Origin of the sequence: Acidicapsa dinghuensis, from assembly GCF_025685685.1 — a bacterium.
Taxonomy (GTDB): domain Bacteria; phylum Acidobacteriota; class Terriglobia; order Terriglobales; family Acidobacteriaceae; genus Acidicapsa; species Acidicapsa dinghuensis.
The window spans coordinates 159,916-175,045 of sequence record NZ_JAGSYH010000001.1 but is presented as its reverse complement, the minus strand read 5'-3'; the positions used below and the strand labels follow the sequence as shown (position 1 = coordinate 175,045).

10 protein-coding genes are annotated in these 15,130 nt (G+C 54.5%); 6 read left to right on the top strand and 4 right to left on the bottom strand.

All coding sequences use genetic code 11. The annotated features are described in order from the left end of the window. Positions 1 to 114 precede the first annotated feature (114 nt). Both OHL22_RS00645 and OHL22_RS00640 read left to right on the top strand, forming a co-directional pair. Positions 115 to 1,737: a S53 family peptidase gene (locus OHL22_RS00645; RefSeq protein ID WP_263332156.1), complete on the top strand. Its 1,623-nt coding sequence runs from the start codon at positions 115 to 117 to the stop codon at positions 1,735 to 1,737. Positions 1,738 to 2,485: 748 nt separating this feature from the next. Further along, a complete protein-coding gene (locus OHL22_RS00640) occupies positions 2,486 to 3,271 on the top strand; it encodes a hypothetical protein (RefSeq protein ID WP_263332155.1) in 786 nt (261 codons plus the stop codon). 1,265 nt (positions 3,272 to 4,536) lie between these two features. On the opposite strand, the gene OHL22_RS00635 is transcribed toward OHL22_RS00640, so the two are convergent. After that, positions 4,537 to 4,863, bottom strand: coding sequence for an ECF-type sigma factor (locus tag OHL22_RS00635; RefSeq protein ID WP_263332153.1), 327 nt, complete (start codon positions 4,861 to 4,863; stop codon positions 4,537 to 4,539). A 281-nt stretch (positions 4,864 to 5,144) separates the two neighbouring features. Between OHL22_RS00635 and OHL22_RS00630 the strand changes: the two genes are divergently transcribed. The 4 genes from OHL22_RS00630 to OHL22_RS00615 all read left to right on the top strand — a co-directional run bounded on the left by OHL22_RS00630 (position 5,145) and on the right by OHL22_RS00615 (position 10,179). Beyond that, entirely contained in the window at positions 5,145 to 6,473 is a 1,329-nt protein-coding gene (locus tag OHL22_RS00630; RefSeq protein ID WP_263332151.1) for a S53 family peptidase, read from the top strand. Beyond that, complete coding sequence (locus OHL22_RS00625; RefSeq protein WP_263332149.1) at positions 6,470 to 6,763, top strand: S8/S53 family peptidase; 294 nt, start codon at positions 6,470 to 6,472, stop codon at positions 6,761 to 6,763. Before OHL22_RS00630 ends, OHL22_RS00625 begins: the two co-directional genes overlap by 4 nt. 87 nt (positions 6,764 to 6,850) lie before the next feature. Continuing rightward, positions 6,851 to 8,470 (top strand): hypothetical protein, encoded by a 1,620-nt coding sequence (locus tag OHL22_RS00620; protein WP_263332147.1) that lies wholly within the window; start codon positions 6,851 to 6,853, stop codon positions 8,468 to 8,470. Between the two features lie 83 nt (positions 8,471 to 8,553). After that, entirely contained in the window at positions 8,554 to 10,179 is a 1,626-nt protein-coding gene (locus OHL22_RS00615; RefSeq protein ID WP_263332145.1) for a hypothetical protein, read from the top strand. A 220-nt stretch (positions 10,180 to 10,399) separates the two neighbouring features. Here OHL22_RS00615 and OHL22_RS00610 read toward each other — a convergent pair. The 3 genes from OHL22_RS00610 to OHL22_RS00600 all read right to left on the bottom strand — a co-directional run bounded on the left by OHL22_RS00610 (position 10,400) and on the right by OHL22_RS00600 (position 15,002). Then, a protein-coding gene (locus OHL22_RS00610) for an IS3 family transposase (RefSeq protein ID WP_377819806.1) occupies positions 10,400 to 11,562 on the bottom strand; the annotation gives its coding sequence in 2 pieces (ribosomal slippage) (positions 10,400 to 11,310 and positions 11,310 to 11,562; 1,164 coding nt in all). Between the two features lie 391 nt (positions 11,563 to 11,953). After that, positions 11,954 to 12,724, bottom strand: coding sequence for an SIR2 family NAD-dependent protein deacylase (locus OHL22_RS00605; protein ID WP_263333281.1), 771 nt, complete (start codon positions 12,722 to 12,724; stop codon positions 11,954 to 11,956). A 607-nt stretch (positions 12,725 to 13,331) separates the two neighbouring features. After that, the gene (locus tag OHL22_RS00600) at positions 13,332 to 15,002 is read right to left on the bottom strand and encodes a hypothetical protein (RefSeq protein ID WP_263332142.1); all 1,671 of its coding nucleotides are present in this window, start codon (positions 15,000 to 15,002) and stop codon (positions 13,332 to 13,334) included. Between the last annotated feature and the right edge of the window lie 128 nt (positions 15,003 to 15,130).

The window sequence follows — 15,130 nt, the reverse complement described above, 5'->3', positions numbered from 1 at the left end:
CGTTTTGATGCGCCTTTGCGCCTTTCTTGGCATAGAGACTCGATAACAGTCCGGCACCGGACGAAGAGGACTACGCGCAGAAACAGCGAGGAACTCCAAGAAAGGCTGTGTGTTATGGCAAGGTTTGTAGCGCTTCCTGCAAGTCAATGTCATCTGCTTCCCTACTCGCGTTTGGCAGGCCAAATCGATCATTCGACGATTGCTTCAATCACCGTTCGCGTGCGGTCCCGGGGAGATCTGAGAGAGCTCAAAGAGCTTGTCGAAACCCAGGGCTCCCAGGTGCCAACGCGGCGGAAGTATCTGACGCGGGCAGCCTTTGCATCGCGCTATGGAGCGCGGCCTGACGACCTCGATGCGGTGGAGCGCTATGCATCCGGACACAATCTGTTGATCGAAAGACGGTCTGCTGCGGAGCGCGTGCTGAAGCTCCGTGGCGAGATGGGCGATATTCTGCGGGCGTTTCCAGCGCATGTGAGGCTGTACCACCACGCGCACGGAACTTATCGCGGGCGCTCCGGAGAGATTCAGGTTCCCGCGCATCTGAGCGAGATTGTGACGGGCATCTTCGGGTTCGATACGCGGCCGCTGCGCCGCAGGGGATTTCGTCAGCGGGTGTCGAATGGCGGACCGGGCGGCGACAACGGCGTTGCGGCCAGCTTTTTTGCGCAACGATATAACTTTCCCGTGGAGTACAACGGAAAGAAGCTCGATGGCGCGGGACAGAGCATAGGAATTGTCGAGCTTGGCGGCGGTTACGACGTGAAGGATCTGCAGGACTATTTCAGCACGGTCAAGGCGCCCGTGCCCAATGTTGTGCCAGTGTCCGCAGGCGCAGACAACAGCCCGGGTTCGAGCTCGGATGGCGAGGTAATGCTAGATCTAGAAGTTGCGGGCACGGTAGCGCCTGCCGCAAATCTGGCGGTTTACTTTGGCACCAACACAGGCCAGGGCTTTCGCAATGCGGTCTCTGCTGCCGTGCACGACGACCAGCGGCAGATCGATGTGATCTCGATTAGCTGGGGCAGCCCGGAGCCGCGCGGCGGTATTACACAGGAAGTGCTCGACTTTAACAGCATCTTTCTTGAGGCGGCATCGCTAGGCATTACGGTTTGCGTCGCGACCGGCGATTATGGCACGGCAGACAATGAGCCGGCAAACTGGGACCGCCAGATCCACGTTGACTATCCTGCGAGCGATCCATATGTGATTGCATGCGGCGGAACGCAGATTGACCAGACCTCCGGCCAGGATGTGGTCTGGAATGATAATGAGCCATTCGATCCGGACTTGCCGGACAGCGGCGGATGGACAACGGGAGGCGGCATCAGCAAATGTTTTACGGATATTCCAAATTACCAGAAAAACGCGAATCTGCCTGTGTCCATCGACGGGAATACACAGGGACGCGGAGTTCCAGATCTTGCCATGAGCGCGACGAACTACTTTGTGCAGGTAGACCAAGCTGTGTATGCGAGCGGAGGCACGAGCGCGGTAGCGCCGCTAATGGCTGCGCTTGTGGCCCTGTGCAATCAAGCCAAGAATAAGAGGTCGGGTTACCTCAATCCGGTGCTGTATGCGAATCCGCAGGTATTCCACGATGTTGTGAGTGGGAACAATACAATCCCACCCTCGGCGTCGGGCACCGACGGTGCACAGGGTTACAGCGCGGGTCAAGGCTGGGACGCCTGTACAGGCCTTGGAACACCGAATGGTACGGCCATCCTCAATCTGCTGTAGTACATGATTTATGTCTGCGGCCGCCGCAGCTTTCTGAGCACTTGCACGATCAATTTCGATTTTTCCTGAAGATGAACGACGAAAGCGTTCATGTTGAAGCTGTGCTTCGTATTGCTGCATCCACCTGGTGATTCACGCAGCCTAGACCGGCTGTGATGTGGGCAGATTCGGATGTCGGGCACCCCCAGTTTTCTTTTTCTTAGCTTGATCATCGGCATTGATCCTGCTCAACGCAGACACATCTCCTGATCTTCTTTGTCACATTTCGATCTCAGCCACCCGACACTCACTGAGTTTTGCTGTCTCGTTGCGCCGCCGTTTCACGCTATGATCTGGAGAACTTCACCAGTCTCCAATTCCGAGTGAGGGAGAAGGTTCTTCCGGTCGATCCGACAAATCCTTAAGTATCCACGAACCGTGAGATAGTCGACAGTTCGAACGCAGATGACAAGGCCGCCGCACCGCCCTCGGATTGCTATCCGCCTGGTTGCCGACCGACCTTGGCGAGCCTCAACTTGAGGTAGGTCGCTTCAGGGGTTCCGAGACACATCCGTGATTTCTCAGGCGGATGATCCCGATCTGTCGATAGGTCAGTGATCATGGTTACAGGGGATGACAACGATGCGGACTCGTGTTCAGCAGAGCCTCCTGTCCGCAGCTCACCTTTGCCCCAGCGCGGGCTGTGGACGCCTTGTCACAATAGTCGGCACTGCAGTTATTTAGATCCTAGATACTCCTTCCGGCGCCGATGCGGCTTGAGATCATCGGCGGCGCCTATTGCAACATCAGTGTGCGACTGTCCCCTTCTCTACGCGCTTATCGCCTATTAGGACAGGACCATATGTGGTCTTCGAGAAAGGATCAGCGAAACATGAACACTATACGGAAAGCAGCACATCTCACCCAGTTGGATGCCAGAAGAAAATCGCCTGTTAGGCTCGATAACCTGTTCCGTTCCTTCGATTCGCCAGGCGCAAATGCTAGTGGGGTCGCTGTTACCTCCTACGGCCAAGGGCAGGTTAGCGGTGTCACCTACACGGTGCCGGCGCACGGGGAAATCGAAGTTGACTTCGAGTTAAACATTTTCTGCGTCACTCCGCAGGACGTAGCCACGCTGAGTGCTCTCATTCGTTCCCTGCTCGACGCTTCACACCAGCACCTTTTCGACGAGATCTCGCGCACAGACATCAGCGGTGGAGCAAGTCTATTCGGGTTTTTCAGTTTTGGCGTTTCAGCGTCTTACAGCGATACGAAACACACTATGGACAGCTGGGGCCTGAGCGAGGCAAACCAAGAAGCGATCGTAAACGCAATGATGAAAATCGCCCAGCAGACGAGCAAGTTCAATTACTCGGGCACCGTTTATAACCGTGACTACGATTATGACGTCAGCGGCAATATGTTTGCGATTGTCATGGACGCCGCGATTCAGCAACAGCAATACAATAATCAGCTTCGCTTCCTGGCGCCGAACCCACATTTGCAAAGCACGGACGGCAGCATCACTCTGCCGAGCGTCGGTAACCTCTACTGATGAACGAAATGTCTCGGCGGAATTCCTAGCCTCGGTTACCAGACTGGGGATCCGCCGTTCTCGCTCGACGGGAGACGCAACTATCATGACGAAGTGTTTTTGTTGTGCGCGACTGTTGCTCGTAGTAATTCTCATTACAGCTAGCAACCCGTGGCTTCACCCCCAGACTCCAGCATCCACTGGCCCTAGTGAACAGTTATTATCGTTTAGGCCAAACGAAGGATCGATATTAGTTAAAGGAGCTCCTCTGTCTTTTACTGCGGACGTCGTGCTTGTCCCTTCCACGTCTGAATCAGTTCAATATGTAGCACTGTTGACAGTCTCTCGGAGACACTATCGTCCTTTTACCACGTTATTAACTCAAAGCACGGCTCAAGGCTCCGTAGGCGGAACCGAATCAATGACATGGGACACTCGGGTACTGGGTCCAAAGCATATGACTGTCCAGTTGACTCTGACCGGCATTGGGCAGTCGTCCCGTGTTCATTTCAACTTCGCCGAGATTCGTAGGACCTATTTAGTTAAATGCAATTCCAAGCAATGGTGGCCATTCAGGAAGCTTGACGCTCTCTTCGGGTGTTGCTCTCAGTAATTAGCGCATGAAGTCATCGACCTCGTTGTGTACTGCCCTAGGGCGGCCAGGGCCTCATTTACCTAGGTGGCGCGAGTACGGAAACGACTTGACCGACTATCTGACGAGACACTGAGGGTGCTTTGGCAGACGACGCATACTCGCGTGCAACGGCTGCAGGTGTTTCCTTGCTATCACCCAAATCTTGAACGTGGCGCTGCCCATCGGGCATCTTTACAGCTGCGCTAAGGGGCCGACCAGGCTCAACCTCAATGGATTCGTGTTAGCCCATGTCGCCTACCGGGAGCACGTGTTCTTCAGCACGAGGAAGGGGGATGAACTTATGCATCTGGCCCGCACGGGAAGACTTGTTTAGCACATTCAACCTCTCCCTATCCCATTTTCCGGTTGTTGGTCCCGAGCAGATGCCGTTGCTACGCTGAATGAGCCTCGCTAGGATCACTCAGTTTCCTCGTTTTATTCCAATGAGAAGGCGTACAACATCGCCGAGACGGTTTTTCATAGATCTCTCGGGTTGCCGAGAAGTGACCCTCTTGTATCACGGCTGCCACCCACTATCACGGTAATGGAAGCGGGCATGTCCCCATTTGACGAGCATCTTCGCTTAAGAAAGTGAGCTCGATCTGCGGAGCTTTCCTCAGTTCAGTTCAATTCATTGGTAGTTGCGCACCCTTCAGGAGGCAGATGGGTCGTCTTTCTGGCGTTGAGCGCTGCGATGGCCGGAGAGAGCATGAAATTGGGGTTGCCTGTGAGCACGCACCATAGGGTCAACATCGCTGATTGGCCAATCGATTTCCTTGAGGTCAGTCAACTTGAGATAGGCCTCATGAACCAACGCCGTGGCTTGGAACGAATGACCCGCTCTTTCATGGCGGAGATTGATCGAGGCAATACGGCGCAACTCATTGTAAACAAGGGGAATAAGCCTCTGTTCGGCGTCCGGGTCGCCTTGTTTCAATTGTTGCAGAAGACGTGTGACCTCGCCTTGCGCCGCATTCACGGAAATCCTCTGGGAAAATCGGGTTATCCCAGCTTATATCAGTCCGAATGCAGATTTCACCGCGCCTTTGCGGCCAGTTGGACTCGTAGACGCTATGCCTCGGGGCTCTAGCGAGAGATAGATACGCAGAAGCCTCCTTCGAAAGTCTTTGTCCTCTTTTTTGGTAGGTTCCCGCTTATCGAGATAACAAGGCAGTTTTCGCCGCGATGGCCGAGTCGCTCACGGACGTTCCTGTGCGGTTCACCACTTCCGACGAAGCTGCGCACTCTGTGAGGTCTCTCATGCCCCGATTCGTTCCGTTGCCTGGAAGCATACGTGTACCGCTTCCGCACTCTCGTCCCGCAGGACCGGTCGACCGGTCTCAGATGGCCAGCATCACGGTTAGAGTCCGCTCAGCCGCCCCACTGGCTGAACTAGAAGACTACATCCGCACTGAAAGTGCCATGCCTCTTGCACAGCGGACTTATCTGTCTCGCGAGGAGCTGGCGAGCCGCTACGGTGCGGGCCCCGACGACCTAACGCGGATCGAACAGTACGCGGCGTGCCACAACCTCTATGTCGTGAGCCGTAGCGCAGCGAAGCGCTCCATCGTACTGCAGGGTACGCTCGGCGACTTACTGCGAGCTTTTCCCGCCAAAGTGAGTCTTTATCACCATAGCCTGGGTTCTTATCGCGGTCGTATTGGTGCGATCCAAATCCCGGAGGAACTGGAAACAGTTGTTACAGGTATCTTTGGTTATGACACGAGGCCCAAACGAAGGTTGGTTTTTGGAAATCGTGTCTCCGCTGCGGGCGGTCCAGGCGGCGACAACGGACAACCGGCCTCCTTTTTCGCGAATCGTTATAACTTCCCCAAAGACTTCCAGGGCACACTACTTGACGGAACTGGCCAGAATATCGCGATCATCGAGCTCGGCGGCGGGTTCCAGACCAGCGACCTAGAAGCTTATTTCAATGAGATCGGCTCACCTGTGCCGTCTGTCGCGTTCATCTCGGTCGACTGCGCGACGAACAATCCCGGCGAGGATCGGAACTCAGACGGGGAAGTCATGCTGGACATTGAGGTCGTCGGCACGGTCGCTCCGAAAGCCAACGTATTTGTTTACTTTGCGCCGAATACCGACCAAGGCTTTATCGACGCCATCAGTGCGGCGGTCCACGATACCGAGCGACAAATTGACGTGATCTCGATCAGCTGGGGAAGTCCTGAGCCCGACCTAATGGCGAATCCCGATGAGAAGCAGGAACTAGATGCGTATGATCAAGCTTTCCAAGCTGCTGCTGCTGTGGGCATAACGGTGTGCGTAGCCACCGGCGATCACGGAACGGCGGACGAAGAGCAATGGGATGGTAAGATCCACGTCGATCACCCGGCTTGCAATCCTCGAGTGATCGCATGCGGGGGAACACAGATCGACGCTGCTTCAGGCAACGATGTCGCATGGAACGAGGGTACGGGATCCGATCCGAGCGCAACGAACGGAATCGGATGGGCTGGCGGTGGAGGAATCAGCAAGTGCTTCTCTGTGCCGTCCTACAAGCGAATGCCAATCTGCCTGGTTCGATCGATGGTGGCAACGCAGGGCGTGGCACGCCTGACATCGCCATGAGCGCCACGAACTACTTTGTCCGTGTCGATTCAGCAGAATTTGCCAGCGGAGGCACAAGCGCCGTAGCTACGCTGATGGCATCGCTTGTTGCGTTAATCAACCAAGCAAAGAAAAAAAACGTGGGATTCCTGAACCCCTTCCTCTATTCCATGGCGGGAGTTACCAAGGATGTCACTCAGGGAACGAACGGATTCCCGCCGTCGGTGCAGGGCTATAGTGCTGGCGCCGGATGGGATGCTTGCACAGGCCTTGGCACACCTGACGGGGCCGCGATCTTGAACCGGCTCTAATTTCCCACTTTCTACAAAGGTCAACTGTCCGCAGCGACCCTCGCGAAGGATCGGTGCGGACCCTGAAATCCAAGCTGGAGGGTTATTATGCGATCAAAATCGATGATCTTATGGATGACGACTGCGCTTGCGCTCCTCACACTGCAGCTCGATCTTTATTCACAAACTACTTGCTCCTACGCGGCAGTGAATGGCAACTGCAGGCTTGAACTAGATCGCATCGATCCAATGGCCCCACCGACGATTTATGTCAGGCATGGCAGTAAGATCCAGATCACTGTGAAAGTTAACAGTCCGCTGCCATTTGAGCATCTCTCCGTGGACCTTAAGTCGGCAGCGGAGAAGGTTCCGGTAGATCAGTTCGCAAGCGGTTTTCAAAACATAACTTCGGCGCTGGGTGGATTGGAAATCGTCACTACTCCCGCAGGAACTAATATTGCGCATATTTTCGGCGCGCCGCTATGCCCAAGAGGAACCACAGACCACCCTCTTTCTGCTGCCACGATCTTGGACTGCCAAAACACCACCTCGAATCAACTGAAGGACGCATTGAAATTCGATGTCTCTGTGCCGGACCACCTAAATTTTGCCTCTTGGACCTACGTCCGGTTGTGCCGGGTTCGCAGCCTGTTCCTTCCTCTCGACTCCAGCGCCGTAAGTCCCGGCGCGGGGCTGAAGGCTTGCGAGGATCTAACTGGCTCTTTGTCGTCTCCCGACGTTCCTAAAACCCCGGACGCTCTGCAGACCTGGAAGCAGGATTTCGATATAGGAAGCGAGGTGCTCACGAAACTGAAAGCCGATGATCTCAAGAAGATTTTGGACAACCTTGACGTGGATATAGCTCAGTCGAATAAGACCACTCTGTCCGCACGCGATGCCGCTCAGATATCTGCCAATCAGCAGGCGCTCCGCGTGGCGCTCGGCACCTATACTTCCGTTCAAAAGAAGATGTCGAGCCTGAAGGAAAAGGTCGACCTATTGGGGACCCGTGATGAACCCTCTGTGTTCACAATCAAAGACATTCAACCGAGCGACAAGAATGATGTGGTGCAGACCTGGGATTTGAATGCAGCGAACGCTTTGTCGCGTGTCGCAAGCGCGGTCAAAGCCGATAAGTTCGGGGATAAGATCGGGGCTCTCTTGGCTGCTCTAGCCGACGCGCCGACCAAGCAGACCGTTGTCGAATTCAAGATTCAATTCACCAACGAGCCGCACGTCGAAATCTCGGGAGGTCTCCTTGTTCCCTTCCGGCCTTACCACAGCTTCACGGTTGCATTGCCCTATACATCAGCTGTGGCCGCTACGGGTTGCACAGCGGGCACAGGGACTTCCACCACACCTCCGACCAATTGCCCCATCGTTCAACAGTCGCTTTCGACGGCTATCATTCCGGACGTATCGCTGAATTTCCGTCTTGGTCCTGATTGGATTGTTGGCAAGCAACGTAGCGCGATCCTGTTTACGGTTGCGCCAGGCTACAATTCGGCCACCACCACGGCAGCCTTTGGTGTCGGCCTCTCCTATTCGTATCGCTCTATGGTATTCAGCCCATTGGCCGTGATTGACCGGGATGTGCATCTTACCGGTGGATATGTGGTGAATGAGTCCGCGGGAACTGCGACCGCCCCAACCACAACAAACTACTGGAGAGTCAGCCCGTCCTTCGGAATCAGCATGCGCGTTGCGCTGGGAGGCGGAGGCAAATGAGTCGCAACCCAGCGGTAGTCTCCCGTGAAAGATTTTAAGGAGTGAACCCATACATTCAAGAGTTAGTGGATTTGGAGTTCGTCATGAATATCTCCTCGCTGTTCCGAGTTCTCGCTGTAGTTGCAGTAGTCAATGCTCTGATCGCCCGCGCAAACATAGTCGCCACGCCATGCCGTGATGATGAGATGACTCGCATTGAGGCTGCCGATGGGAAGTGGCGAACCTATGTCAAGTGCGTTCGCCTGAGCGCCGACGAGGACGTCCAAGCCCTCTATCTCATCCCGAGCCAGCTTACGGGGGCAGGAACATCGATCCCAGCATCCAACATCCGAGTCGTACAACCGCAGCCGTTGAAACTAGACAAAGGCAATGGGCAGCCAGTGTGGCTCGAAATTGATACTTCTCTCGCCCAAGGAGACATTCGCGGCATCCTGGCGGCATCCACTGCGGCGAACAAATCGAATCCAATCTCCTTGGGGGAGATACGACTTCGCTTGGGAAAACTGAACGTGACAACCTTACCAGCTACGTTCTCGTTCCAGTTGACTCGCTGCGGCAACGCATTCACCTGCTGGATCGCGGACCGTCTGCCCGAAGCGCTGCGGAATCCCGACCGGCAATGGGGATTTCAGAATCAGGGTTCGGCGGCGGTGGCCTGGATCCCGGAACAACTTATAGTTCGTGGCGACAAGTCGGCGACGTTCTCCAACATCGGAGTGCTCGATGAGCACGGAAAACAGCTTTCAGAGTCAGTCCCGCTTCTCCCGGCGTCAAAACCGACTGTCTTTCGATTTGCATTCTCTCGCGACTCCATCGAAGCGGATCATTACCAGGGGCAATTCTTGGCGAAGCTAAAGAATGTAGACGATCTCGATGAGGAAGGACACAAGGAAGTCGCTGCTTTCGACGCCATCTCCGTGCCGTTTGCTGTTGACGTGCGCGACGGGCCTCTTCTCGCTCTCGTCGTACTTGTTGTCGGCATTGCGCTCGGACGACTGATTCAGTCATCGAACTCACCCCAGGCACAGGCAAGGGTGCGGTTGATGCAAGCTTTTACTAAGGTCTCAGCCGATGTCAACGCCGTTCGCGACGTCCGGGCGAGGGGTTTTCTGCAGCTCCGACTCAGTCAGATTCTGATAGACATCGAGTCCGCGTCGCCGGACGAATCAGCTCTTTCCAGCCAACTCGTCCTCATAGCGAGACTCATGGCGGATTGCGAAAAGCTTGACGACCTTGCACAGAAGATTTCCGCGTTGACGGATCCCGACCTCAAAGCAAACTTAAGTTCGCTTTTGAGCGACGCACGAGCAGACATCCTGATTCCAGATGCAGTCGCGGCTGAGACGGCAATTCAAAAAATGGACAGCCTGCTTTCCGGGGGTGCAGTCGCCGCAGCCGTGCCGGCAGGCGCAGCTTTCGCAACCGCCCCTCCTTTGTTACCAACACCGGCAACCGGACCTATTTCAAAGGCTCTTTCGTGGCTCTCGGGCGCCGCACCCCAAGGCGGAGAATGGATGTTTCGATACGGCAGACCGCTGATGTTCCTCCTGCTGCTCGTCCTTCTCGCATTTGTTGGACTCTACAACTCTTACGTCAAAAATGCGACGTTCGGCTCCGAGGGATTTTTCGACTACCTAGGTTTGTTTCTTTGGGGAATTAGCGCCGATGTGGCCCAGAAAACACTTCAAAACCTCACACTCAATCGATGACACATATGTCTATACACGCTTTGAAACTAACAAAGAAACCTAATCTACCCGAGCGCACGCTAAAGCACGCCTTCGAGTGAGAAGTCAAAAGGCCCCGATCTCCATGAGGCTCTCGAACACACATTGCGGGAAGAGAGAGTTCACTTGAACGCAGATGTCGAGGCTGCGGTAATCGAAGGCGTGACCTGCCCCCAAGTACCGTACAGGTGATTCAGTAAATTTAGCCCGTAGCCGGAGCTGTGGGAAAGTTGAAAACACCGTGAGTGTTTTCAAAGTGGGCGGAGCCCACGTCTTTTCCATAGCTCGGGGTTAGTGCCACGCGTGCAAACTCAGCGGGCGTTCTGTAGCCGAGGCTGCTGTGGGGCCGTTGTTCGTTGTACTCCACTTTCCAATCAGTGACCTTCCGTCGTGCGTCGAACTGATTCGTGAACCAGCTGATCCGCAGGCACTCTTCGCGCAGGCGGCCATGGAAACTCTCGACGTGTGCGTTCTGGGTGGGCTTACCTGGTTGGATATGCCGCAGTTCGATCTTCCATTCCAACGCCCAGGCCAGGAAATGGCGGCTCGTTAGCTCCGGGCCATTGTCACAGCGAATTGCTTGCGGACATCCGCGACGAGCAATGATCTGCTCCAGAACCCGCGTCACTCGACTGCTGGCAAAGCCCGTGTCCACCTCCAGTGCGAGACACTCCCGTGTGAAGGCGTCAACCACACTGAGTACGCGGATGTTGCGACCCGCAGCCAACACATCGTGAGCGAAATCGAGCGCCCACTCCTGGCTGGCTCCAGTCAGCATGGGGCGCGGCGATCCAACGCGTACGCAGTGCCGGCGCTTCTTCCGCTTCAGGCACAACCCTGCCTCGCGATACACCCGCCACAACCGTTTATGGTTCACTCGCTCGCCCTCCCGTTTCACCAGCACCTGCAATCTCCGATAGCCATAGCGCGGCTTCTCTCTGCCCAGCCGAACCAGCTTTTCCCGCAGCGATTTATCCGATCGCCGCGACTGATACCGATAACTCGACACTGCTATCGACAGCAGCCCGCACACCCGGCGCTGGCTGACTCCATAGTTCATGCAGAGCCAGTGAGCGGCCGTCCTCCGGTCTACGAGCTGAGGCCGTTTTTTGAAATCACCGCCTTCAGCATCTCCTTGTCCAAGCTCAGGTCCGCAACCAGACGCTTCAGACGCGAGTTCTCGTCTTCCAGCGATCGGAGCCGCTGGGCCTCGCTCACTTCCAGGCCACCGTACTTGGCCTTCCATGCGTAGATCGTGGCTCCGCTGACTCCACACTGGCGGGCTACATCATCCACCGTGCGGCCTGCTTCAACTTGCTTCAGTGCAGCGATGATCTGCGCCTCCGTATGCCTGCCCTTGTCCATCTCGTTCCCCTCCCGCTTCCAGAAATCCTAGTCGGTTCTGTGCGGATCGAGGGGGTAGGTCAGGCGCCGTCTAGCGTCTTCGCCTAAAGTCTGCTCGAAGCCGAATCATTACGAATGTGGGTCGCTCGATCTCAAATCCACATCTAGATAACAAGTAGACTGCAAGCATCGGCTTTCGTTCCTACTCACGCATCCGAATTGACCTTCCGGCATTCGTTGGTATCGAAAGGTACGAGTGAGGCACAAGCCGACATTGGGACAATCGACGAAGGAGCATTACGGGCTTGTCATTAGAGAGCCAGAGCTTTCGCGATAGAAGCTTTGGCTCTGCAGACTAACATCGACGAACTAGTATTCACTTCGAAGCCAACGACCGGCTGAGACGATAGCTTCATCTGCCGCTGCTATCTTGTGTTTCTCGAATCAATCCTATCGATACCAGATAGAGCATCCGGTACACCCTTTCATCCGAGGTCATGGATTCGAGGGGGCCCCCTCCGCTACCGCTTCCTTTGAAGTCCACTAAATCTAAATGGGAAATGTCGTGCCCACCGCTTTTTCGAACTACCTGGATCAGGTCCCGGTTTATCTGGCCGATCCGTTTCATACGCTCGTCCACGCTAAGACGGCTGACCGCGGCAATTGAATCCACACCTCCCAGATCAATATTCGGCTCTGTCCTTCCGGAGAGCCGAAGAAATCGATCCACTGCTCGATGATTGCCAAATGTGTTGTATAGGATGCTTTCTATTCCGACCCATTTTTTCAACCATGTTCTTCGGGCAAGATTCTCATCATTCTTCGGCAACAGGGCGTACGCAATAGGGAGTTGATGACCGAAGTCTTCAAATAGCTTGCGCCTTATTCTTAAAATCTCGTCTTCAAGCGAACACCCTATGAACACAACGTGATATTTCAGCATGACGGCCGAGAGGAAGGCCGTGATCTGAGGGTTCATGAGGTACGCGCGATCATATTCCTCAGTCGACAGTACGATGGCGCCGCCGTTTGAAGATCCGTGCAGTTTTACGAGGAATGGCCCCTGGGTTTGATTACCGAGCAGCGAGCCTATCGCAGGTTCACCAGCGGAGTAAGATGCCGCGAACTGTTTTTTAAAGCTTGTAAGCGCCGCTTCGATCAGCTGGTCATAGTTCGTGGTAATGAATCCAGCCCCTCGCCTACGGTGACTTGTGCCTGCCGCGGTCCGAAACGGAATCCGTCTCGCTGCTGCCCCAATGTCTTCCTCGGTGGTAGGGCTCGTCTCTCATTGTCTTCGGGCATTCGCAGTGGATGCTGTTATTGCAACAGTCAACAGACTTGAAAATGTGTAGCAAAGGCGCAACCCGTACGTGCTCTTGCATCTTTAATTAAGCGCAATATTATCAGCTTGATACGGCGTGCACTCGTTGACCATATGAGGCATGAAGTCCGCTGCGTCTATCGCCAAATGTGTCTTGCAGCCAGAAGTCGATGCCAGCTTGTCTCAAGTTTAAAGGGATTTGCGGTGGTGCCCGGAGGGGGACTCGAACCCCCACGCTCTGTCACGAGCGACGAATTTTAAGTCCGCTGCGTCTGCCGATTCCGCCATTATAATAAACAAATTACATAGACAAGCGATACGTGTGTGTAGCAATATGTGCAAGTTTCGACGTTCTTCAGAATTTTAGAACGCTTCGCCTTCGGTCCAAGACTGACCTGCATGCAAATCCTAACTTCAAAACCTGCGCACCGTCGGGGGTGTTCTCACACGCGAGTTGTACGATATGGCTTCAGACCGACGGCTGAGATCTGATGCTCCGCTTAGCTTCTAAATCTCGCCATCTCAGCTTTGATTCATCTAAACTTTGCTTCAGCGCCTCCAGACGGGTCTGCCGTTCCTCGTCCTCTCTCTGAAATTCCGCGTCTTCTCGTTCCCATTCTCGAAAGCTGAGTTGAACCTGCTCAAGCCCCTCACGTGCGTTTCGGGCGATGTTCACAAGTCCGTTATAAGAAGTCCATACCGTTTCAGAGCGCTCTCTCACGAGGCGGATGAGGTTCGCCCGATAGTGCTTCATTTCTGCCTTATCAATGCGCTTCTCAATCAGTTTCCCAATCAATAGCATCACTACCAAGATCGTTGCCGCGAGCAAGCCTTTTCTGTCCTCCATTCTTAGGATTCTCCACAAATGCTCTCCGCCTCGGTGAATGAGATCTTCAAGTACCTTGTCCACCATATAACTGAGCACCAGTAGCTGAACCAGCACCCGCCAAAGCTCTAGACGCAACCACGAGACCTGAGAGACGAATGGCACCTTATAAACCCGCTCTTTTATCGCTTGTATTTGAAATATGGAAAAACTGTCTACAGCGTCGCGGAAGGATTTGCACGTTGCGCTCAATTCGGCAGATGACTTCTGCAGCCGCTCCATCATGGCAAAGGATTCTTCCGCCTGCTTGTTCTGAGCAACGGCCATCTCTCTTAAATGCGGATTAGATATTTCGTCGATTTCGTCTTCGGACAACAACTCCGGTTTCCCTAACGGGTGGTCTTCCTGTTTAGAGAGGCTCGCAAACAGCTCTTCTTGCCTCTTGATATCGCTAATTGCGGCGTCTCCCATCTGCTTGATGCGGATATCGGCGCCTTCCCTCCTGAACCTCAGGATGATCTCGTGCCGGAGCCTTCTGGCCGCCTCGAAAGAATCGAGTTCCTGAATTTTTTCCATGTAGTCGCCTAATATCTCCAGGGTGCTTTCTCCATCTGAAAAGCCAGAGACCAGAGGGGCGAAATCCTCGAGAACTGCCTTCGCAGCCATGAGTGTTTTCCTCCCCTCGGTTGGAAAAGCCGTGAAGGTGAAATTGTCCAACCACATTTCGATGACGCTCACCGCCTCCTCGTATTTCCGTTCGAGTTGGAGGCATAGCACCATTCTGAGGACGGCGCTTTCCTTGAGATTCGCCAGATCGACGCGAATTTCAGAGGGCATTTGGTCAAAAGCTTCAAGCGCTTGGGTTAGCCAATTCCTGGCTTCTTTAAATTGTCCCAGCTCACTAAGAGCGGCGCCCCCAAGATTGAGATAGTTGCACAGTCGAATTCGGTCGGATGGGTCGACCACCTCTGAAACAGCGATCCAACGGGTCAAACGCTCGGTCTCAATCCTTAAGTTCTCGATTCCGTCAGAGAATTCGCCCTCTGCCAATTGTTTAAGTGCCCTAGCTCCGTACGGCCCAGGAATAGTCCGGGAACTGATGATTGCAGAGTCTATTCGACGCTCCGACGCGAACCGATAGATCCACGATAGAAAAGGAAGGCGTCGCGCCTCTTCGTCGTAGATTTTGGAAATCTCAAAATCATAAAACGCCCCCATTTCCTCCCCGGCACTCCGAGGGTTGTCATACAAGGATCTGAGGCTCTCTCGATTCTTAGTCGCCAGCAATAACGCGCAATGCTGCCAAACATTCATTTGCAACTCCTGTGCACGGAGCAAGCCGGGGCGATGCTAATACAATAGCGCACATCTTGCTGGACCGGTGGAATCGCTCTTTCCGCTTTGTGCGCACTATCGAGGGAGACATCTCGTCTCAATTCCTC

What these genes read in the sequence shown, in the direction of transcription:
- OHL22_RS00645 (WP_263332156.1), top strand. Translation starts at nt 115, where the DNA reads ATGGCAAGGTTTGTAGCGCTTCCTGCAAGTCAATGTCATCTGCTTCCC.
- OHL22_RS00640 (WP_263332155.1), top strand. Translation starts at nt 2,486, where the DNA reads ATGCGGCTTGAGATCATCGGCGGCGCCTATTGCAACATCAGTGTGCGA.
- OHL22_RS00630 (WP_263332151.1), top strand. Translation starts at nt 5,145, where the DNA reads ATGCCCCGATTCGTTCCGTTGCCTGGAAGCATACGTGTACCGCTTCCG.
- OHL22_RS00625 (WP_263332149.1), top strand. Translation starts at nt 6,470, where the DNA reads ATGAGCGCCACGAACTACTTTGTCCGTGTCGATTCAGCAGAATTTGCC.
- OHL22_RS00620 (WP_263332147.1), top strand. Translation starts at nt 6,851, where the DNA reads ATGCGATCAAAATCGATGATCTTATGGATGACGACTGCGCTTGCGCTC.
- OHL22_RS00615 (WP_263332145.1), top strand. Translation starts at nt 8,554, where the DNA reads ATGAATATCTCCTCGCTGTTCCGAGTTCTCGCTGTAGTTGCAGTAGTC.
- OHL22_RS00600 (WP_263332142.1), bottom strand. Translation starts at nt 15,002, where the DNA reads ATGAATGTTTGGCAGCATTGCGCGTTATTGCTGGCGACTAAGAATCGA.